This window comes from Massilia sp. AB1 (genome assembly GCF_018119385.1).
In the GTDB taxonomy this organism is placed as follows: domain Bacteria; phylum Pseudomonadota; class Gammaproteobacteria; order Burkholderiales; family Burkholderiaceae_D; genus Telluria.
This window is the reverse complement of sequence record NZ_JAGKSG010000061.1, coordinates 1-21,456: the sequence shown is the minus strand read 5'-3', so window position 1 is coordinate 21,456 and position 21,456 is coordinate 1. Positions and strand designations below refer to the sequence as shown.

Here is a 21,456-nt window from a genome sequence, read left to right as displayed (position 1 = left end):
TGTTCTGTACTGCTTGCTCGTTCGACGAAGCGTTGTGTTCGTCAGCAGCAGAGGAATGAGATTATGCAGTGTTTCGCTTAACTCGTCAACCCCTCGTCCACTTCGTTGCATTTCTGCCTGCCGGTCGCGTCATCGTAAGCACTTGATTACGTTAACGTTTTTCGACCAGCGCCGAAGCGGAGGCGAACTATAGCAAACCGGCTACGGTCCGCGCAAGTGGCACTTTAACTGTTGTGTTTCCATCGGCATGCGCCATGGATGCCTTAGGGAATGTAAATACGAACTTTAGTTCCCATGACTCGGCTTCGTTTAGAGACGAATGTATCTTCGGCGCCCATAGAGGTTTCCCCGACTAAAGTATCGGGACAATTTCAAACTTAAAGGTGTATTCTCCCGTATATAAGAGTTAACGTTGCCAGGCTCATATAACAGTCCAACAAGCAACGGCAGCCCTGCTCCGGCACGGCGTCAGTTGCGGACCAGGAGACAGCATGTCGAAGTTTGCCGTGGAACACGTCAAGCGCGTCCGTTCGGTCGTCCAAGGCCGAATCGGTACCGATCTCAGTGGCAACAGCGGGAGCCGCATCACACGTTCCTGGATCCGATGTCTCAACGAATACCAGCTCGATCCCGGCACCTGCGCGGAGCCCGAAGTGGTCGCGCACGTCGAACTGCTCGAACGCCAGGAGCGCCTCGCCGGCGTCCAGTCGGTCGCGCGGATCGAGATGGAGAACCTCTACCAGCAGCTCGCCGGCTCCGGTTACGCCATCATGCTGACTGATCGCGACGGCGTCCTGCTCAACTACTTCGGCGATCCTGCCTTCACCCACGCCGCCTCGAAGACCGGCCTCACCCAGGGCGCCATCTGGAGCGAACGCGTGCAGGGGACGAACGGGATGGGCACCTGCCTGATCGAGCGCCGCCCCCTGACCGTCCACCAGGATGAGCACTACCTGTCCCGCAATATCGGCCTGAGCTGCGCCGCCGCCCCGATCTTCGACCATGAAGGCGAACTGGTCGGCGTGCTCGACGCCTCCGGCGAATCGCACCGCGCCCAGCAGCATACGCTGGCCCTGGTCTGCATGTCGGTGCAGATGATCGAAAACCGGGTCTTTCTGAACCACTTCCGCCACGACTACATCCTGCGCTTCCACAACCGCCCGGAGTTCGTCGGCACCCTGAACGAAGGCGCGATCGCCATGAGCGTGACGGGCACCGTGCTGGCCGCCAGCCGCGGCGCCCTGCTCCAGCTCGGGTTCACCAGCCCGGCCGAGATCGTCGGGCGCGATATCGGCGAACTGTTCAACGTGACCTTTGCCGGCCTGGTGGACAGCAGCGTCCGCGGCGCCTACCACCCGGTGCCGATCTTCGAAGTGCGCAACAGCGCGCGCTTCTTCGCCGTGATGGTCCAGCCGGTGACCACGCCGTCGATGCGGCGGGCGCCGCGCGCCCTGCCCGCCACCCCACCACAAACCATCAACGCGCTGGACAGCATCGAATTCGGCGACCCGGTGATGGCCGCCCACGTGGCGACCGCCAAACGCATCGCCGAGCGCAACGTCGCGGCCGTGCTGCTGGGCGAAACCGGCACCGGCAAGGAAGTGTTCGCGCGCGCCATGCATCTGTCCGGCCCACGGGCCGACCGGCCTTTCGTGGCGATTAATTGTGCATCGATACCGGAATCCCTGATCGAAAGCGAGCTCTTCGGTTACCGCGCCGGCGCCTTCACCGGGGCCGGCAAGGATGGCCAGCGCGGCAAGCTGCTGCAGGCCAATGGCGGCACCCTGTTCCTGGACGAGATCGGCGACATGCCCTTCGCCCTGCAGGCGCGCCTGTTGCGGGTGCTGGAAGAGCGCGAGGTGGTCCCGCTCGGCGCCGAGACGCCCGTCAAGCTCGACATCCGCCTGGTCAGCGCCACTCACTGCAACCTGGCAAAGAAGATCGAGACCGGAGAATTCCGTGAAGACCTCTATTACCGGCTGCAAGGCGTCACGATGTGCATGCCGCCCTTGCGCGAGCGCGCCGACCGCCGCGCGCTGATCGCGCATATCCTGGCCCAGGAAAGCGACGACGGCAGCCACGTCGAGCTCGAGGAGCCTCTGCTGGACGCGCTGGACCGGCAGCGCTGGCCCGGCAACGTGCGCCAGCTGCGCCACTTGCTGCGCACGATGGTCGCTCTGCGCGAATCGAACCGCCTCGGCCTGCGCGACTTGCCCCCGGAGTACCGGCACGAACTCCGGCAGGACTCCGCCGTCCCGATCGTTCCCGTTTCCGCACCGGTCCCGGAGATCGCCGGCCTCTCCGATACCACACTGACACCGCTCGAGAGCGCCGAACGCGAGGTGCTGCTGCAGGAACTGCGCCGCCACCAGTGGAACATGAGCTGCGTCGCCCGCGAACTCAACATCAGCCGCAATACCCTGTACCGCAAGCTGCAGCGCCTGAACATCCAGCATCCCGACAAGTCGCCCTTTCACTGACATGGAGACTGCATGAGCACACCGCCTCTTCGCCACCTTTCCGCCGCCGTGCTGGCTTTCGCCGCCGGCGTGCCGTCCGCCCTGTTCGCCGCACCGTTCGCCTATGTCCCGAACGAAGGCGCCGGCACGATTTCCGTGATCGATACCGCGAAGGATGAAGTGGTGGCCGAAATGCCGGGCGGCGCCAAGCCGCGGGGACTGGCCGTCGGCGGGGACGGACGCTGGCTGTACGTGAGCGACCAGCCGAACAACCGCCTGCAGCTGGTCGACCTGGGCGCGCGCAAGCTGGGCGCCGCGGTGGCCCTGGGCGAGTCGCCCGAAGGCGTCTCGATCTCTCCCGATGGGCGCTGGGTCGTCGCCGCCATCGAGGGCAAGAACGAAATTGCAGTCACCGACACCCGCAGCAACGCGCTGGCGTTTTCGATTCCCGTGCACGGCAAGAACCCGGAGCACGCCGTGTTCAGTCCCAACGGCCGCCTGCTGTTCGTCAGTGCGGAAGAAGGCGACGCCGTCGACATCATCGATTTCGCCGGCCGCAAGCAGGTGGCCCAGGTGGCGGTCGGCGCCCGCCCGCGCGGCATCGGCTTCCTGCCGGACGGCAGCCGCGCCTATATCGCGGCCGAGAACGCCAACGAAGTGTTCGTCATCGATACCAGCAGCTTCGCCATCGTCGCCCGCATCAAGGCCGGGCTGCGCGCCAACGGCATCGCCGTGCATCCGAGCGGCCGCCAGGTGTACGTGTCCAACGGCGGCGACGCCAACGTGTCGGTGATCGACACCGCCACCCACCAGGTCGTGGCCACCATCCCGGTCGGCCAGCGCCCCTGGAACATGGCCCTGACGCCCGACGGCAAAAAGCTCTACGTCGCCAACGGCCGCAGCCACAACGTGTCGGTGATCGACACCGCCAGCCGCACCAAGCTGCGCGACATCGCCGTCGGCAAGCTGCCCTGGGGTGTGGTGATCAGGTAGCCGATCAGCTCAGCGGCCAGGGCTGGCCGAGGCTGGCGACGTCGACGCACACTGCGCGGCGCGCCAGCGGCGCCGCAGGCGCGGCCGCCCCTTTGAGCAAATCAATGACCAGTCCCGCCGGATTGCGGCCGATCGAGGCGCTCAGCCCCGCGTAAGCGGCGGTCAGCCTCGGATTCACGTCGAGCACGAGGACACCGTCGGCATTGCGGATGAAGTCCACCCCGACATAGCCCCACAGCGTGGGCAGCGCCGCCGCCACCTGCTGCGCCAGGCCAGCGAGCGCACCGTCCGCGTCATCGAGTCCGTTCACCGTGCTGCCCAGGAAGTGGAAGCGGTTGTCGCGCACCGCCACGCGTTCGCGGTTGCAGGCCAGCACCCAGGCCTTGCCGTCGCAGCAGACCAGGGACAGGCTGCCCAATTCTCCCGCGACGAAGGGCTGCAGCACATAGTCTTGCGCGGCGCTGGCGCGGACGTGGGCAAGGGCCGCCGCGCGGTCGCTGAACAGGCGGGTGTCGAGGCAGCCGGCGCCATCGTCCGGTTTGACGACCCAGGCTCCTTCCCCGTCCGGCAAGGACGCATGCGGGCTGAAGGTCGGCACGGCCGGCACGCCGCCGTCGGCCAGCGCGCGCGCCGTCCTGAGCTTGCTGGCCGTGACGCGCACGGCGCCCGGCGCGCTGCCCAGCAGGATCCGCTGGCCACGCAGGATGTCGCGCGACAGGTCTTCCAGCAGGCCGGCTTCGAGGACCAGGGGCCAGACGGCGTCCGCCGCCTGCAGACAGGCGTCGAAACGCTGGCTGAAACCCTGCCCGGCGAGCGAGGCGCCGGACGGTCCGGGAGCATCGGCGGCCGGCATGGTGTGGAGTTCGACGTCCGGCAAGGCGGCCAGGTCGGCCAGCAAGGCGTGCAGCAGCATGGCGCCCTGCTGGCTGAGCGCTCCCGGCAGGGCGCGTGCCCTTGGGCCGCCGGCCATGGCGTAATCGAATGCGAATACTTTCAACCGCGCCATCGCTTCCTCCGGCTGATTCCATGTCCAGGCGTCGGTCGCGCCACATTCAGCGCTTGTCGACCGCCTTGACCAGGGTGAGCGTTTCGTCGATGGCCGGCGCCTCGCCTCCCTGGCCCGCGCCGGCCGCTGTGCGGATCACCCGTCCGCCGTCGTTCGCCAGGGAGGTGGTAATCCGGTACACCCCGCCCGGCACCTCGTCGCTCAGGACGAAGGTGTACGTCTTGCGCACGTACTGCTCGAAGCGCGCATGCATGGGATCGTCCAGGTAGGGCTGGATGCGCACCACCTTGGCCTCATGCGTCTTGCCCTGGAATGTGATCGGCTGCCGCGTGATCTCAGTCCCCTGGGCCAGCGCCATCCGGATGCGCTTGCGGAAGTAGGTCGTCGATCCGCCCGTCAGGCGCTTCATCTCGGCGATGTCGCGCTCCAGGAAGCCGAGCAGCACCGGGTTGCCGTGCACATCGTCGATGTCCGGCACCTCGCGCTGACGCTCGCCGGAGAGAAAGCGCAGGCGGGCGTGCATGCGTCCCGCTTCCCGCGTCAGGCCCAGCTCGACCGTGTCGGTGAATCCGGCTTCAACGTTGCTGACCTTGCGGAAGTCGTAGGTCAGGGTCGCCGGCGCCCTGGTGCGCGCCAGGTGGTCGGTTTCGAACAGCAGGACCTCGGCGGGCGATACCGGCTGGGAGCTCGCCGGGCCGGCAAGGGCGGCCAGGGCAAACAGGAACGCCGGTCCGGCCCGCACTAAGCTTGGAAAACGGATCATGCTGTCCTCAGGGTCGGGAAGGCTGCGGCTGCGGCAATTCCAGCAGCGGGACGCCGTATTGTTCGAGGATCGCGTGGATCTGCCCCTGGTTGGCGTCGAGCAGCTTGTCGATCAGCGCGCGGAAATCCTTGTCGCCATGGCGAACCGCCATCGCGATCTCGAAATCGAACTTCATGCCGGGGCGCGACGCCAGCGGAACGGCGACAATCGGCTCCGCGCGCGCATTCCTGGCGAAGTAGCCGGCGATGGGTCCCCAGGCGAAGGCCAGGTCGATCTTGCCGCCGGCCAGGTCCTTCTCGATCACCTCGCCGGGGTATTGGCCGGCATCGCCGGTCTGGCTCTGGTACCAGGTAACCTGCTCCATCAGGTGGTTCTGCAGCAGCCATTCCGTGAGCGGCGAACCGGCGAAGACCGCGATGCGCAGCTTCCTGCGCTGGCCGGCGTCCAGCGCCATCAGGTCGTCCAGCGTACGCACGCCATCCAGGCCGTGGCCCTTGACGTAGGCCATGGCGTAGCTGGAGCGGTAATAGGAATGCGTGGTGGCGCCCATGTCGAAGCCCTTGGCGACGCCCGTGACCAGGTCGCACTTGAAGCGGTCGGTATTCTCTTCCTTGGCGCGCAGGGTATTGCGGATGAAGCCCATCCGCTGCGGATACCAGGTGTGTTCGAGCTTCCAGCCCAGCTGCTGCGCCAGCAATGCGGCAATCTTGTTCTCGAAACCCTCCCCTGCCCGGTTCGACAGGGGCAGGTTGTTGGGGTCCTGGCAGACCCGCAAGACCTTGTCCTGGCCTGGCGCGGATTGGGCGGCCGCCGGCGCGCCGGCGCAGGCGAGGATGCAGGCCAGTCCAGCCAGCGGCGAGCGCCACGTCATTTACCGATCTCCTGCAGGCGGCCCGGTTCGATCGCGCCGTCCGAGCGCCCTTTCAGGTAGCCATAGAGGTTGTCGATGTTCTCGGTCACCATCTTGCTGCCGTCGAAATTCGGCATGCCCTTCTCGATCCGTCCTTTCAGCACCACCGCCTTGAACTGGTCCTTGTTGAGCACCTTCAGGCTGTCCACCAGCGACGGGCCGACCATGCCTTCCTGCGCCGCGCCGTGGCAGCGTTCGCAGGCCATCGCGCGCCAGGTCTTCCAGCCGCTCAGGGTCTGGGCATCCACCTTGTTACCTTCCGCCACCGTGTAGGGTGTGTTGCCTCCCGCCTGGGCGGGTCCGGCCGCCACTGCGGGCAGCGTTGCCAGGACGCAGCACAGCGCCGCGGTCCAGGCTCGGTTCTTCAGTTTGTTCATAGTATTCCCGGTGTCGATCAAAGCGCGCCGCGCCGGTGAAGGCGCGGCGCGGAGGAACCATCACTTGTTGTCAGGCAGGGCGAACACGGTCAGCACGCCACCCAGCTCGGTGTACTTGGCCAGGTCCTTGTAGCCGCCCACCGCGCCCAGGCCCTCGGTGCCCTTGGTCAGGCCGGCCGCCAGGCCGATGCCCGCCCAGCCGCCGATCCCCGACAGCACGCCGATGTATTGCTTGCCCTTGTACTCCCATGTGTGGACGTTGCCGATGATCCCGGACGGGGTCTTGAACTTCCACAGTTCCTTGCCGTTGTGGTCGACCGCCTTCACGTGGCCTTCCAGGGTGCCGTAGAAGATCACGTCGCCGGCGGTGGACAGCGCGCCGCTCCACACCGAGAATTTCTCCGGCTTGGACCAGACGATCTTGCCGGTGCCGGCATCCCAGGCGATGAAGTTACCCAGGCCGCCGTGGCTTTCCGGCGCCGCGTACATCGACAGGGTCGAGCCGACATAGGGCTGGCCGGCCGTGTACTCGATCTGGAAGGGCTCGTAGTCCATGCACACGTGGTTGGTCGGCACGTAGAACAGGCCGGTCTTGCGCGAATAGGTGGCCGGCTGCTGGTCCTTGGTGCCCAGGGCCGACGGGCAGATGCCCTTGGTGTTGAAATCGGGGCCGTTCTTGTCGGTGCTGTACTTGGCCACCACCTGCGGACGGCCGCTCTTCATGTCGACGTGGGTCGCCCAGTTCACTTTCGGATCGAATTTCTCGGCCACCAGCAGCTCGCCGCTCACGCGGTCCATCGTGTAGGCGAAGCCGTTGCGGTCGAAGTGCACCAGCGCCTTGCGCGGCTGGCCCTTGACCTTGATGTCGGCCAGGATCATTTCGTTGACGCCGTCATAGTCCCACTCGTCGTGCGGGGTCATCTGGTAGACCCACTTGGCCTGGCCGCTGTCGAGATCGCGCGCGAAGATGGTCATCGACCACTTGTTGTCGCCGGGGCGCTGGCGCGGGTTCCAGGTGCTCGGGTTGCCGGTGCCGTAGTAGACCAGGTTGGTCTCCGGGTCGTAGCTGTACCAGCCCCAGGTGGTGCCGCCGCCCAGCTTCCACTGGTCGCCCTGCCAGCTCTTGAGCGAGGAATCCGGGCCGATCGGCGCCATCTTGCCGTCGGTCCAGGTCATGGTCTTGGCCGGGTCGACCAGCAATTCGTTGTCCGGGCCGGTGCTGTAGGCGCGCCATACCACCTTGCCGGTGTTGATGTCGTGGGCCGTCACGCGGCCACGCACGCCGAATTCGCCGCCGCTGATGCCGGTCAGGACCTTGTCCTTGAAGACGTGCGGGGTGTTGGTGGTGGTTTCGCCGAGCTTCGGATCGCCCACCTTGGTCTTCCACAGCTCGGCGCCGGTCTTGGCGTCGAGCGCCACCAGCGTGGTGTCGGCCTGCTGCAGGAAGATCTTGCCGTTGGCGTAGGCGACGCCGCGGTTGACCGTGTCGCAGCACATCACCGGAATCACGGTCGGGTCCTGCTTCGGTTCGTACTTCCAGCGGATCGACTGGTCTTCCAGCGACACCGCGAAGACCTTGTTCGGGAAGGGGCTGTGGATGTAGAGCGTGTCGCCGATCACCAGGGGGCCGCCTTCGTGGCCGCGCAGCACGCCGGTGGAGAAGGTCCAGGCCACCTGCAGGTTCTTGGCGTTCTTGCTGTTGATCTGTTTGAGTTCGCTGTAGCGGTGGTTCGCCATGTTACCGGACTGCATAGCCCAGTTCTTCGGGTCCTTGGTCAGCTTCTCGACATCGGAGTCGGCGGCTAGCGCCGGGCCGGCAGCCAGTGCCAGGCACGGCCACCAGCGGATGAGTCTTATTGGGAATGACATGGTTGAGTCTCCTATGGTTTTTATCAGCGGTCCGACCTGTGTAGCCATGCAAACATCGATGTGGGGATGTCCCACCCTTCCCACAGCACAGAATGTGCCAGTGTCCTTGCCCTGCGCCCTGCCCCTCCTGCTGCGCGGCGCCATGTTCAGATTCGGGACAGTCGCGCCGCGCGCTGCGCCATCCACGACACAGCCTTCAGCGCTGCGTCACGTAGCAGGCCTTGTTGGCGCTGGCCTGGAGCGCCTTGTACTTGTTGGCCATGTCCTTGACCGGAGCCGGATCGCGGAACACTGCGCCGCGCTCGCCGCCCATGGTCTGGTTGCGCAGGGCGGTCGACATCGCCACGTAGTCGTCGTACGTCATCTCCCTGGCGATGTGGTCGATCACGCAGGAGCACTTGTAGAGATATTCGTACTTGCCGTCGTGCTTCTGCATGCACTCGAGCACGTACTCCACGCGGCCGCTGGTGGGGAAGTCGTCGGCGTGCGCCGCCAGCGGGGTGCTGATTGCCACGGCCAGCGCCAGCGACAGCAGCAGGAAGGATCGCTTCATTCTTGTCTCCGGTGAGTTGCGCAGCAGGCGGCTGCCGGGCTGCCGGCAGCCGCTCTCCTTACGCGTCCTTGAGCACGCCGCGCTGCCTGGCGACGTGGGTCGAGATGGCGTCCATCAGCGCCGGCGACAGCGCGTCGTAAGGCGGCAGTCCCAGTTCGTTGAGGCGGGCGCGCACCGCCCCCATGTTTTCCGGCCGCGCGCCCGACTCGATGATCGAGGACACGAAGGCGGCGAATTCCGGCGGCGACCAGCCGCGTTCCTTCGACAGTTCGGTGTGCACGAAATCCAGGCCATAGAAGGCGTGGCCGGAATTGTCGATCCGCCCATACATGTGCACGCCGCAGTCGCGGCAGGCATGGCGCTTGATCGTCGCGTCCTGGTCCACGACCTGGAGCTTGTCTTCGTTGGCCGTCACCTTGACGTGGTCGCGCCCGACCACGGCGATCTGCGAGAACAGCGAGCCGTTCGGCTTCCAGCACTTGGTGCAGCCGCACACGTGGTTGTGCGCCACCTGGCTCCTGATTTCGACCGTCACCGGATTGGCCGCGCAGCGGCAGCTCAGCGTGCCGCCGGAAAAGCCGGGTTCCGCAGGTGGTATGCCGTTGTCGACGGCCGGATGGATCTTGACTGCCTCATTCATGTTCGTCTCCCTGTTCGTTGGTTGGAATCGGACTGCGGCTTGCTCAGTACAGCACCACCGAGCGGATCGACTGCCCGCTCTTCATCAGCTCGAAGCCCTCGTTGATGCGATCGAGCGGCAAGGTGTGGGTGATCAGGTCGTCGATGTTGATCTTGTTTTCCATGTACCAGTCGACGATTTTCGGCACGTCGGTGCGCCCGCGCGCGCCGCCGAAGGCGGATCCCTTCCACTGGCGCCCCGTGACCAGCTGGAAGGGACGCGTGCTGATTTCCTGGCCGGCGGCGGCGACGCCGATGATGAAGGACTGGCCCCAGCCCTTATGCGTGCACTCGAGCGCCTGGCGCATCACGGTCGTGTTGCCGATGCATTCGAAGGAGAAGTCGGCGCCGCCGTCGGTCAGCTGTACGATGTGGTCGACGATGTTGCCCACATCGTTGGGGTTGACGAAATGCGTCATGCCGAACTTGCGGGCGATCTCGACCCGGCCGGGATTGATGTCGACGCCGATGATCTTGTCGGCGCCCACCATGCGCGCGCCCTGGATCACGTTCAGGCCGATGCCGCCCAGGCCGAACACCACCACATTGGCCCCCGCCTCCACCTTGGCCGAGAACACCACCGCGCCCACGCCCGTGGTCACGCCGCAGCCGATGTAGCAGGCCTTGTCGAAAGGCGCGTCTTCGCGGATCTTGGCCAGCGCGATCTCCGGCACCACAATGTAGTTCGAGAAGGTCGAGGTGCCCATGTAGTGGTAGATCGGCTTGCCGTCCAGAGAAAAGCGCGAGGTGGCGTCCGGCATCAGGCCGCGGCCCTGCGTGGAGCGGATCGACTGGCACAGGTTGGTCTTGCGCGAGAGGCAGAATTTGCACTGCCGGCATTCCGGCGTGTACAGCGGGATCACGTGGTCGCCGCTCTTGACCGAGGTGACGCCGGGGCCGGTCTCCAGCACCACGCCTGCGCCTTCGTGGCCGAGGATGGCCGGGAAGATCCCTTCCGGGTCGGCGCCGGACAGGGTGTAGTAATCGGTGTGGCAGATCCCGGTCGCCTTGATCTCGACCAGGACTTCGCCGGCGCGCGGCCCTTCCAGGTCTACTTCGGCGATGCTCAGGGGTTCTCCGGCTTTCCACGCAATGGCGGCTCTCGTTTTCATGGCATCTTTCTTGTCAAAGTGGTCCGCCGCTCGGCGGACGGGTTGCAAAATCGGTCGGCGCCCCGGTCACCGGGGCAGGCAGCAGCTGCAGCTCCTCGTCGCTGAACAGGCGAGAGCGGGTCAGGAAACGTTGTCCGGTTCCGTTATCGAGCGAGAACATGCCGCCGTTGCCGGCGACGACGTCGATGATCAGCTGGGTATGCGCCCAGTAGGCGAACTGCCCGGCGCCGATGTAGAAGGGCGCGCCATCCAGCTCTCCCAGGCGGACGTCGCTGTCGCTGACGGCGAACTCGCCGTCCGGGTAGCACATCGGCGCGCTGCCGTCGCAGCAGCCGCCGGACTGGAAGAACATGACCGGGCCGTGCCGCCGGCGCAGCTGGCCGATCAGCTCCAGTGCGGCGGCGGTGGCGACCACGCGGGCGGGCGCGCTGTTCATATGGCTCAGAAGAAGCCGAGCGCGTTGGGGCTGTAGCTGACCAGGAGGTTCTTGGTCTGCTGGTAGTGGTCGAGCATCATCTTGTGGTTCTCGCGGCCGATGCCCGACTGCTTGTAGCCCCCGAAGGCCGCGTGCGCCGGGTACAGGTGGTAGCAGTTGGTCCACACGCGGCCGGCCTGGATCGCCCGGCCGACGCGGAAGGCGCGCGAAGTGTCGCGCGTCCACAGCCCGGCGCCGAGCCCGTACAGGGTGTCGTTGGCGATGCGCAGCGCATCTTCTTCATCCTTGAAGGTGGTGACGGAAACGACCGGCCCGAAGATCTCTTCCTGGAAGATGCGCATCGCGTTGTCGCCCTTGAACACGGTCGGGCGCACGTAGTAGCCGCCTGCCAGTTCGCCCTGCTGCACATGGCGTTCGCCGCCCGCCAGTACCTGGGCGCCCTCCTGGCGGCCGATGTCGAGGTAGGACAGGATCTTTTCCAGCTGTTCCTGCGAGGCCTGGGCGCCGATCATGGTCGCGCTGTCGAGCGGATTGCCCTGCTTGATCGCGGCCACGCGCGCCAGCGCGCGCTCCATGAAGGCCTCGTAGATCGATTCCTGCACCAGCACGCGCGAGGGGCAGGTGCAGACCTCGCCCTGGTTCAGAGCAAACATGGCGAAGCCTTCCAGGCACTTGTCGAAGAAAGCGTCGTCCTGGTCCATGACGTCTTCGAAGAAGATGTTGGGCGACTTGCCGCCCAGCTCCAGGGTGACGGGGATCAGGTTCTGGGCTGCGTATTGCATGATCAGGCGGCCGGTGCCGGTCTCGCCGGTGAAGGCGATCTTGGCGATACGCTTGCTGGAGGCTAGCGGCTTGCCGGCTTCCAGGCCGAAACCGTTGACGACGTTGACCACGCCGGCCGGCAGCAGGTCGGCGATCAGCTCCATCAGCACCATGATCGAGGCCGGGGTCTGCTCGGCAGGCTTCAATACCACGCAGTTGCCGGCCGCCAGGGCCGGGGCCAGCTTCCAGACCGCCATCAGGATCGGGAAATTCCAGGGGATGATCTGGCCGACCACGCCCAGCGGCTCGTGGAAGTGGTAGGCATAGGTCTCGTGATCGATCTGGGCGATCGAGCCCTCCTGGGCGCGGATGGCGCCGGCGAAGTAGCGGAAGTGGTCGATCGCCAGCGGGATGTCGGCGGCCGTCGTCTCGCGGATCGGCTTGCCGTTGTCGATGGTCTCGGCGGTGGCCAGCATGGTGAGGTTCTCTTCCATGCGGTCGGCGATCTTGTTCAGGATGCGCGCACGCTCGGCCGGCGACGTCTTGCCCCAGGCATCCCTGGCGGCGTGGGCGGCGTCCACCGCCAGCTCGATGTCCTCGGCGCTGGAGCGCGCCACCTCGCAGAAAGGCTGGCCGGTGATCGGCGTGATGTTGGGGAAGTACTCGCCCTTGCTCGGGGCCACGAAGCGGCCGCCGATGAAGTTGTCGTAACGCTGCTTGAATGGATTGGCGACGCCCAGCTTATTGATGTCCGCGAGATTCATGTCATCCCCTAGGTTGTTGATTTTTCCGTTGGCGGCAACGGGCTCCATGGCAGGTGATCCTTTCGCAAGGGGCGTGCCAGCCGCGACCGCGGCGCCCCCTCTCCCTCTGTAAACCGTTCCGCAACGTCGCACACGGAACATCGGCTCCTGCAACACCTGTTCAAAAGTTGAACAACCCGCCAGCCTGACTGTCCTGAAAACGCAGCTTGGCGCATCACGTTTTCGCGATGGCAGGTATATTGCTTGACGGGATAACACGGCCCGCCTGCGGGAGGCGGACCACCGACAGACTGGAGACCGGATGAAGCAACACGTTTTACGCCTGAACCTGATCGCCGCCGCATGCGCATGCTGGCCGCTGGCAGCCAGCGCCGATGAGCCGGAAGGCCCCCTGAACGTGGTCGTGGTCAGCGGCACCCGCGCCGAGCACACGAGTTTCGACCTCCCTGCCGCCATCGACGTGATCGACGCCGCCCAGATCCGCGACACCCAGCCGCGCGTGAACGCCTCCGAGGCCCTGGCCGCGGTGCCGGGCCTGGTGGCGCGCGACCGCCAGAACTATGCGCAGGATTTGCAGATTTCCTCGCGCGGCTTCGGCGCCCGCTCGGCTTTCGGCGTGCGCGGCGTGCGCCTGGTGGCGGACGGCATTCCGGCCACGATGCCGGACGGCCAGGGCCAGGCCGCGACCTTCAATCTCGACATGGCCGAGCGCATCGAAGTGCTGCGCGGCCCCTTCTCCGCCTTGTATGGCAACCATTCCGGCGGTGTGGTCCAGCTGTTCACCCGCGATCCCAAAGGGCGGCCCTCGGTCGAGGCCAACTTCGCCGCCGGCAGCGACGGCCTGCGCAAGACCGACGTCAACGCCGAGGGCAGCAGCGGCGCGTTCGGCTACCTGCTCGACGCCTCGCGCTTCGAGACCGACGGCTTCCGCGACCACAGCGCCGCCACCCGCGACCAGGCCTACGCCAAGCTGACCTTCGCTCCCTCGGCCAGCAGCCGGCTCGTATTGACGGCCAGCGGCCTGCGCCAGGACGACACCCAGGATCCGCTGGGCGTGACCTGGGCCACCTACCAGCGCGATCCGCGCGCCGGCGAGATCGACACCACCGACACGCTCTCGCCCCAGCGCACCCTGGCGGAGCGCTACGACACGCGCAAGAGCATCGACCACAAGCAGTTCGGCGTATCTTGGGAAAGCCGCTTCGGGCCGGACCGCCTGCAGGTGACGGCGTATGACGGCAACCGCCGCGTGATCCAGTACCAGTCGTTCTCGCGCGGCTTCCAGGCGCCGGCCAGCCATTCGGGCGGCGTGGTCGACTTCGATCGCGATTTCCATGGCGTCGACGCCAACTGGCGCTTGGTGCGCGAGCTGGCCGGCGGCACCCTGCGCGCTACCCTGGGCCTGGAGCTGGCCCGTTCGCGCGATGCGCGCCAAGGCTTCGAGAACTTCGTGGGGCCCACCTTCGGCGTGAAGGGAAATTTGCGGCGCGACGAACTGAATGAGGTGAGCAGCGCCGATCCCTACGCCCAGCTGGAGTGGGAACGCGGCCAATGGGTGCTCACCGGCGGAGTGCGGCGCAGCCGCCTGAAGTTCGACGTCGAGGATAAGTTCCTATCGAATGGCAACGACAGCGGCAGCGTCGACTACCGCCACACCACGCCGCTGGTCGGCGTGCTGTACAAGGTATCGCCCGCGCTGAACGTGTATGCCAGCGCGGCGCGCGGCTTCGAGGCGCCGACCTTGAACGAATTGTTCTATTCAGGCAGCGGCGCAGGCTTCAACTTCCGGCTCGATCCGGCGGTGGGCACCCACCTCGAGGCGGGCTTCAAGGCCATGATGGGCGAGCGCGCGCGCATTAATGCGGCGCTGTTCCAGGTGCGCACCAAGGGCGAACTGGTCGTCGACAGCTCCTCGGGCGGCCGCACCAGCTACCGCAATGCCAGCGCCACCCTGCGCCAGGGCGGCGAACTGTCGCTCGACGCCGAGCTGGGCGCCGGCTTCAATGCCCGCCTCGCGCTCACGGTGCTACGCGCGGTCTATGACGAGGGCTTCGGCGCGGTGCCCGAGGGCAGCCGCCTGCCGGGCATCCCCAAGACCAGCCTGTACGGCGAATTCGGCTGGAAAGAGCGCGAAGGACGCTTCGGCGCGGCGCTCGAGACCATCGCCAACGGCCGCGTCTACGCGGAGGACACCAACACGATGACGCCGGCGCCCGGCTATGCGATCGTCAACGCCCGGGTGCAGGCCAGCCAGCAGCTGGGCGGCTGGCGCTTCAAGCAGTTCGCGCGGCTGAACAACATGTTCGACCGCACCTATGTCGGCTCGGTGATTGTCGGCGACGCCAACCGCCGCTATTACGAAGCGGCGCCGGGACGCAACTGGGTCATGGGCGTGAGCGCCCGGTATCAGTTCTAAAAGCGGTAGCGCACCCCGGCCGTCAGGGTGCGCGGCGCGCCGGGTGCGACGAAGCGCGTGATCGCCGGCTCCACCGGCCCAGCATGCGGCTGCAGCAGGCGGCCGTCCGGGAACAGGTCGACGGCCAGGGAGCCGAAGCTCTCAACGCGCCGGTCCAGGACGTTCGCGATCCTGGCGAACACCTGCCAGCCAGGCGCAGGTGTCCAGTTGGCGTGCAGGTTCAGCAGCGCGTGGCCGCCGATGCTCCAGTCGGCACGCGCATCCTCTTCACCATCCTCGACCAGGCCGTCCTCGTTGCCCTGGCTCCCCATGCGCGAGACCGCGCGCAGCTCCGAGCCGAGCACCAGGGCCGGGCTGGCCTTCCAGCCGAGATCCAGCTTGAGGGTATGGCGCGGCAGGCCGGCGATGCGGGTGCCGTGCTCCACCGGCACGGAACGGGCGCCCGTGAACAGCGTGCCGGCGGCGCCATAGGCGGCGTCCAGGAAGCTGTAGCCTGCTTGCGCTTCCAGGGCGCCGCGGCGCAGGGACCAGCTGAGTTCCACGCCTTGGTGCACCGTGCGGGCGAAATTCGAGAAATAGCCGGCCCGCGTGAGCCCTGCCCGCCCGAACAGGATGTCGTCGCGGTTCACGGTGCGGAAGACGCTGGCGCCGACCGCCCCATCCTCTCCGCCGCGCCGCACGCCTGCCTCGATGGTACGTGACACGACCTGCTTCAGGTAGGGATCGGATTGCAGCCCGACCGGCAGGCGGCAGGGTTCGTCCGGGTCGGCACAACCGAGCTCGATCACCGTGGGCACGCGGTTGCTCTGCGCGGCGTTGGCGAACCAGGTCATCCCGGCATACCGGTGGGTGAATCCGAGCGCCGGATTGAGGCGCGAATAGCTGAAGGTCTCGGGCGGCTTGGGGCCGTCTTCGGTCACCAGCGTATTGCCGACCCGGGCGTGGTTGAAGCGGGCCGACAGGCTCATGCTGGTGTCGCGCGAGACGGCCAGCGTCGTCGCGGCGTAAAGGCTTGAAGCGCGGGCACGGCCAGATACCGACGATGCCGGCTCGCGCTCTTCTTCGGGATCGCCTTCGACACCGCGCATCGGCGTGAAGAAGGCTTCCTGTTCGAACTGGGCGAAGTGCACGCGGCTGCGGTCCCAGGCGAGGCCGGCATCATAGGTGTTCCCGCCCTCGCGCCTATGCAGGTTCAGGCTGGCGCCGCTGCTGCGCTGGCGGGTGGCCGTGGTATTCAGGCTGGCCGGATGCAGCGCGGCCCCCTCGTCGCGCGTGAACGCGCATTCGACTGGATCGTTCGCCTGGCCAGCGGCGTCGAAACCATCGGCGCAGTCCTCGACATAATCCGCATATTCGTCGCCCACATCGCCGCCGACCGTATCGCGGCGGCTGTTGCGCGCATAGGCGGAGACGGTCGCTTCGATTCCCCTTTCCATGCGGTGCTTGATGCGCAAGCCGCCCTGCAGCAGGCGGTTTTCGGTACGGTCGGGATAGGTGTAGACCGTGCGCCGGTCCCGCCGGTACAGCGCTTCCGGCAGCAGTCCATTGCCGAGCATGCGGCTGCGGCCGCCGAGCAGCGTGGCGCTCCAGTCGGTCGCCGGGCCTTTGTGCCCCAGTTTGTAGAATAAATTCCCCAGGCGGCCAGCGGAGTGGGCGCGCCAGCCGTCCTCCTCGAACAGCGTGGCCGCGACGAACTGGTGCCAGCCATCGGCGTTGATGCCGTAGCTGACATCGGCGCGCCGGCGCTTGTGCTCTCCAATGGACAGGGCCAGTTCACCGCCGGGGTCCGACAGGCCGGACCGGGTCTCGAGGACGAGCGCGCCGCCGAGCGTGTTCAGGCCATACAGCGGATTCGAACCGGGCACCACCGACAGGCGCGCCAGCGCGGCCTCGGGCAGCAGGTCCCAGTTGACCACGTCGCCGAATGCTTCGTTGACGCGCACGCCGTCGAGGTAGACCGACAGGCCTTGCGAGGTGCCGAGCAAGGGCGAGGCGCGCATGCCGCGGTAGCTGAGATCCACCTGGAAGGGGCTGCCGATGATCTCGTTGACGGCGATGCCGACCAGCTTGCGCGTCATCGTCTCCGCCAGGTTGCCGCCCTGGGCGTCGCGCAGGGCGTCGCGGTCCAGCGACTGCAGTGCGTAGGGCAGCCGGTCCGCCTGGATGCCCGCGTCGGCGAACGGCAGCGCGCCCACCACTTCGACCCGCGCGATCCGTTCGCCATCGGGCGCCATGGAATCAGGCAGCGCTGGAGAGGCCTGGGCGGCGGACATCAGCCCAAGCGCGGAAACCAGGACCTTGCGCTTCATGCGCCAGCTACCTGTACGCCATCCTTTGCAAACAGGGCCAATTGGGCGGGGTGTGTCATGCTCGTCTCCTGATAATGATCGGTCTTATGATTTGGGAGCAATTGGCGTGCCATCGGCGGGCGGGTGGACCTGCAATGCGGCGCCGGGGTACAGCGTGGCCAGCGTCGCGTTCACGGCGGGGACCAGCACGGACTCGACCAGCGCCGCGGCGGCGCCGAGGTCCGGCGCGGTGCGCACCGCCTCCCACAGCCTGGGTTGGGCGGCCGCGCTCGCGGCGAGCGTCCGTTCGGCCTCCGCTTGCCAGAACGGGGGCGCCTCGCTTTCGACGTAGTTGCCACGACCGCGGCCGAAATGGGCCACCGCCAGGTAGCGCAGGACGGCGCCGGTCAGCAGCGTCTGCAGGAAGGGATCGGCAAACTGCACGCTGGCCTTGTCGCGGTCGAGACGCTGGTTGAAGCCCCATGCGGCGCCGGCCATCGTCAGGCCTCCGACGATGGCGCCCAGCAGCGCACCGGCGCCCATGGTCAGGCCGCCGGCCATGACGTCCGCCGACAGGCCGGTCGCCGCGCCCGATACGACTGCGCCCAGCAGGCCGGCCTGGGTCTTGTCGACCGGCGCACGCACGGCGAAGTTCTCGCTCACGCGCGCATTGATGGTGAGCGCCTGGCCCGGGTCGATGCGGTACAGCGACAGCATGCGCGCGGTGGCGTGGTTGATGCCGTTCTCCAGGCGAGCAACCAGGGCGGCCATTGCCAGCTCCTGGCGGCGCTGCTCGTCCTTGTCGATGCCGACCGCCTTGAGGGCGCTGCGCAGGACGCCGCGCTGCGTCTCCGGCAGCGGCTCGCTGTCGCGTGCGGCGGCGGCCAGCTGCTCGGCGCTGGTGCGCAAGGCATTGCTGAAGCGTTCGCGGTTGCGCGCGGACCATGCCGCGACCAGGCGCGCGTAGCCGGGCTGCTTGGCCGGCGCGATCAGGGGCGTGATCGCTTCGTAGAACACGTGTTCGTGCACCCAGCAGCGCGCGAAGGCGTCGAGCGGCAGTACTTCCTTCACGATCGGGTACTGGGCCAGGTGCTGCTTCCAGCGCTGCTGCTCGCCCTGCTCCTGCGCACCCGGACGGGGTGGCCCCATCTGGTTCAGGAGCACTGCGACGGGTTTGCCGAGCCAGTCGAGGATCTTCATCTCGGCCGGCAGGTAGCCGGCGTCCTGGGGCGACTCGGACGAGTTGACGAGATAGAGCACCACGTCCGCCTCATCCCTGGCAGCGCGCAGTGCCTGCTGGCTGAGCCAGAACGGACGGTCGCGGTAGCGGTCGAAGACTTCGCGCAGCAGCCAGCCGATCGGATTGCCTGCGATGGACAGGCGCTTGAGCAGGCGCACCGAGTCGCCGAAGCCGGGGGTGTCCCAGAGCACTAGGGTGTCGCCCGCATCGCTCTCGACCAATGGGTGGGCCTCGGCGAATTCGGTGACGTGGGCGGCGTCGCGCACTTCGCCGACGTCCATGCCCACCAGGGTGCGCGCCAGGGTGGTCTTGCCGTTGTTGGTGTGCGAGACGAGCGCGAACTGGATCTTGACCGGATCCATCAGCGCAGCTCCGGCAATTTCAGGCCCGCGCCGAATTCGAGCGGGTATTTGTCCGGCTGGAGCAGGTTGACGACGTGGGCGGGTGCGCCGTGGAAGCTGCAGAACTGGCGCCACAGGGCGCTGCGCTCGGTGAGGCGCGTATCGCTGCCGGGCTGCTCGCCGCCGCGTTCGACGAAGGACGACTCGTCGAGCAGGACGGCGACGCCGCGCGGGACGCGCTTGGAAAGGTAATCGAGGAAGGCGCCGTGGTTTTCCTTTTCCGGCGTCGCCGCAAGGCTGAACAGGACGGCGGTGACGGTGACACCCGCCTCGTCCAGCACGGTCTCGCGCAGGGCATCCTTCGGTTCCACGCCATAGCTGGCCGTCGGGCGCAGCTGGACCCTGGCCTGACCGCCCAGGGTGGCTGCGGCCAGGGCCCAGAGGCCGCGGTCGCGCGCTTCGTCGAGCGTATAGCTGTAGGGGATCACGCGCAGCAGCGCGGGCGCGCCGGCGCCGATGCTGTCGGCCAGCTTGCGGAAGTAAGGCTGGTCCAGGTCGATGGGGAAGCGGCGCTTGAGGCGGCCGGCGCGCAGGCCGGCGAAGCTCGCGAAGATCAGGCGCGGGAGCACGACCAGCAGCAGCAAGGTGGCGGCGTACAGGTGCACCCAGCGCTCCCCTCCTCCCGTCACCACGGCGCCGCGGCCGAAGCGCAGCAGCTCGATCTCGTTCAGCGAGAAGCCCTGCAGGAAAGGGAAGACGGTCATCGCCGGCATGAAGAGCCAGGACAGCAGGGTGTGTACCTGGCGGCCGTCGAGGAAGGTGCTTTCCCAGCCGGTGACGTACTCGGTCAGCATGCCGCGTGCGTAGAGCGAAGCGATGGCGCCGAGCGCGAAGCCGGCGGCAGCCAGGTGGAAGGTACGAGCCAGGCGTGCGCGCGTGAGCGGCTCGCTCAGCACTGCCCAGTCGGCGAGGTAGTGGGCGACGCCGTCGCTCAGTGCGGAGGGCAGCTTACGGGGTACGGCGGCCTTGCCGACACTGAGGCGGTGCAGCAGCGGGCTGCCGGTCTTGCGCTTGCGGGGAATGATGGCCCACACCAGCATACCCAGGTAGACCAGCAGGTTCCAGGCGATGATCAGCAGCAGCGGTGCGGACAGCAGGTCGATTCGGTGCGGATCGGCGATGCGGTCGAGGGCCGCGCCGGCGATGAAAGCGATGAAGGGAAGCGCGGTCCAGATGCCGGTCATGCCGGGGCGTCTGCGGACGAAAGCGGCGAAGGCGGGTGTGCGTTCGCTCAGGCGCTTGATGATCTGTTCGGAACGCTGCTGCAGGAAGTGATGCTGGGTCACCGCCATCTTGCTGTCGGATGCCTGCCAGGCGGCCAGCTCGCGAGCGCTGCGGGTGGCGTACTTGCGGTCATCCTCGCTCAGTACGGTATGGCCAACGTCGGAGGTTTCGATGGCGCGCACCAGCACGACATTGCGTGCGACCTGTTCGTTCATGCTCTTCCTGTATGGATGAATTGACAATGCTGTAACTGCATTGTGCCTCAGTTTTCACAGGATGACAGGTTGGAACGTGCGAGGAGGACAGCTAACGGGCGTAAAGAAACCCGGACTGGCCGGGTCAGGATCGGTCAAGACGGCAACCGGTCAGCCACGTGGCTGCTTGCGGCTGCGTTTGCTGCCGTAATCGGAGGATGGTTGGTCGACCTTGTTCTGCGGGGTGGATTCCGGAGCGGACTGGCGCGAGCCGGACGTGCCGAGCGAAGACTGCTGGGAACCGGCAGGCTGGTTCTGTTCGATGCCGGCGGACTGCTGGAGCTGGCCAAGTCGGTCCTGTTCACCGCGCTCCTGCATGCGCTGCGCCTGTTGGCGCGCACTCCATGCGCCGTGTTGGGTGCCGACGCCATTGCGCGGGCTGCCGTGCAAGTCGGACTGCATCGAACCCAGGCTGGCTTTCGGGAACGGCGTATCGGGGCCGCCGGGCATGACGTACCCGGGCGCCCTGCTCTGCAGGCTGCCTTCGGCGACAGTCACGACTTTCGGTTTGTGGATGCCACGGGCACGGTTATCGCCGCCTTTGACCTTCTCTTTCGATTTCATGATCGCTCCTCTGCTTGCTGAACCAATAGATCGATCATGCGCGCAGCCAGGTCAGGTCTGTATAGGAGAAGGCTTCGCGGAGTTGTAGGAATGTCCGCACGCTTTGGTTGAGTGAGCGGGACGGTGAGGAGGTGCGGCTTTAAGGTCGAGCCGGTGAGTGGATGTTGGCCCGATCGTTGTTCTGCATAGTGTCGTATCCTGCTGGCGCTAGTTGAACTTGGGTCCCCGCCTTCGCGGGAATGACGTTCATAAGCAGCAGGCCACAATGATTATCGCGATTAGCGCACTTCGCTATAAAACCGTCATACCCGCCACTGGCGGCTACGACTCCCCGCGAAGGCGGGGACCCAAGTTTGCGTGCGTACCGCCAGCGTCTTTTCGGCCCCC

At 66.7% G+C, this 21,456-nt stretch carries 17 protein-coding genes; 3 read left to right on the top strand and 14 right to left on the bottom strand.

What is annotated here, in order from left to right; translation table 11 throughout:
* The first annotated feature begins 491 nt into the window (after positions 1–491).
* Together J8847_RS22045 and J8847_RS22040 are read left to right on the top strand one after the other, a co-directional pair.
* Positions 492–2,480: a sigma-54-dependent Fis family transcriptional regulator gene (locus tag J8847_RS22045; protein ID WP_211526828.1), complete on the top strand. Its 1,989-nt coding sequence runs from the start codon at positions 492–494 to the stop codon at positions 2,478–2,480.
* A 12-nt stretch (positions 2,481–2,492) separates the two neighbouring features.
* A complete protein-coding gene (locus J8847_RS22040) occupies positions 2,493–3,452 on the top strand; it encodes a beta-propeller fold lactonase family protein (RefSeq protein ID WP_211526827.1) in 960 nt (319 codons plus the stop codon).
* A 4-nt stretch (positions 3,453–3,456) separates the two neighbouring features.
* On the opposite strand, the gene J8847_RS22035 is transcribed toward J8847_RS22040, so the two are convergent.
* From J8847_RS22035 to adh, 10 genes are all read right to left on the bottom strand, one after another.
* Positions 3,457–4,458: an ATP-grasp domain-containing protein gene (locus J8847_RS22035; RefSeq protein WP_211526826.1), complete on the bottom strand. Its 1,002-nt coding sequence runs from the start codon at positions 4,456–4,458 to the stop codon at positions 3,457–3,459.
* A gap of 46 nt (positions 4,459–4,504) precedes the next feature.
* Positions 4,505–5,221 carry a hypothetical protein gene (locus J8847_RS22030; RefSeq protein ID WP_211526825.1) on the bottom strand — a complete coding sequence of 239 codons (717 nt, stop codon included), beginning with the start codon at positions 5,219–5,221 and terminating at the stop codon, positions 4,505–4,507.
* A gap of 7 nt (positions 5,222–5,228) precedes the next feature.
* Positions 5,229–6,092 (bottom strand): quinoprotein dehydrogenase-associated putative ABC transporter substrate-binding protein, encoded by an 864-nt coding sequence (locus J8847_RS22025; protein WP_211526824.1) that lies wholly within the window; start codon positions 6,090–6,092, stop codon positions 5,229–5,231.
* On the bottom strand, positions 6,089–6,508 hold the full coding sequence (locus J8847_RS22020; RefSeq protein ID WP_211526823.1) for a cytochrome c: 420 nt from the start codon (positions 6,506–6,508) through the stop codon (positions 6,089–6,091). Before J8847_RS22020 ends, J8847_RS22025 begins: the two co-directional genes overlap by 4 nt.
* A 60-nt stretch (positions 6,509–6,568) precedes the next feature.
* Complete coding sequence (locus tag J8847_RS22015) at positions 6,569–8,377, bottom strand: methanol/ethanol family PQQ-dependent dehydrogenase (protein WP_211526822.1); 1,809 nt, start codon at positions 8,375–8,377, stop codon at positions 6,569–6,571.
* A gap of 196 nt (positions 8,378–8,573) precedes the next feature.
* Positions 8,574–8,930, bottom strand: coding sequence for a hypothetical protein (locus tag J8847_RS22010; RefSeq protein ID WP_229429961.1), 357 nt, complete (start codon positions 8,928–8,930; stop codon positions 8,574–8,576).
* A 58-nt stretch (positions 8,931–8,988) separates the two neighbouring features.
* Complete coding sequence (gfa, locus tag J8847_RS22005) at positions 8,989–9,570, bottom strand: S-(hydroxymethyl)glutathione synthase (protein ID WP_211526821.1); 582 nt, start codon at positions 9,568–9,570, stop codon at positions 8,989–8,991.
* A 43-nt stretch (positions 9,571–9,613) separates the two neighbouring features.
* The gene (locus J8847_RS22000; RefSeq protein WP_211526820.1) at positions 9,614–10,720 is read right to left on the bottom strand and encodes an S-(hydroxymethyl)glutathione dehydrogenase/class III alcohol dehydrogenase; all 1,107 of its coding nucleotides are present in this window, start codon (positions 10,718–10,720) and stop codon (positions 9,614–9,616) included.
* 13 nt (positions 10,721–10,733) lie between these two features.
* Positions 10,734–11,156: a DUF779 domain-containing protein gene (locus J8847_RS21995; RefSeq protein ID WP_211526819.1), complete on the bottom strand. Its 423-nt coding sequence runs from the start codon at positions 11,154–11,156 to the stop codon at positions 10,734–10,736.
* 5 nt (positions 11,157–11,161) lie between these two features.
* Positions 11,162–12,682 (bottom strand): aldehyde dehydrogenase, encoded by a 1,521-nt coding sequence (adh, locus tag J8847_RS21990; RefSeq protein ID WP_211526818.1) that lies wholly within the window; start codon positions 12,680–12,682, stop codon positions 11,162–11,164.
* Positions 12,683–12,983: 301 nt separating this feature from the next.
* Between adh and J8847_RS21985 the strand changes: the two genes are divergently transcribed.
* Positions 12,984–15,098, top strand: coding sequence for a TonB-dependent receptor (locus tag J8847_RS21985; RefSeq protein WP_211526817.1), 2,115 nt, complete (start codon positions 12,984–12,986; stop codon positions 15,096–15,098).
* Here the strand turns inward: J8847_RS21985 and J8847_RS21980 are convergent.
* The 4 genes from J8847_RS21980 to J8847_RS21965 all read right to left on the bottom strand — a co-directional run bounded on the left by J8847_RS21980 (position 15,095) and on the right by J8847_RS21965 (position 21,069).
* On the bottom strand, positions 15,095–17,407 hold the full coding sequence (locus J8847_RS21980) for a TonB-dependent receptor (RefSeq protein ID WP_211526816.1): 2,313 nt from the start codon (positions 17,405–17,407) through the stop codon (positions 15,095–15,097). The two genes, J8847_RS21985 and J8847_RS21980, sit on opposite strands and share 4 nt — an antisense overlap.
* 84 nt (positions 17,408–17,491) lie before the next feature.
* Complete coding sequence (locus J8847_RS21975) at positions 17,492–18,988, bottom strand: DUF3482 domain-containing protein (protein ID WP_211526815.1); 1,497 nt, start codon at positions 18,986–18,988, stop codon at positions 17,492–17,494.
* Complete coding sequence (locus tag J8847_RS21970; RefSeq protein WP_211526814.1) at positions 18,988–20,466, bottom strand: DUF2868 domain-containing protein; 1,479 nt, start codon at positions 20,464–20,466, stop codon at positions 18,988–18,990. Before J8847_RS21970 ends, J8847_RS21975 begins: the two co-directional genes overlap by 1 nt.
* 150 nt (positions 20,467–20,616) lie before the next feature.
* The gene (locus J8847_RS21965) at positions 20,617–21,069 is read right to left on the bottom strand and encodes a hypothetical protein (protein ID WP_211526813.1); all 453 of its coding nucleotides are present in this window, start codon (positions 21,067–21,069) and stop codon (positions 20,617–20,619) included.
* Between the last annotated feature and the right edge of the window lie 387 nt (positions 21,070–21,456).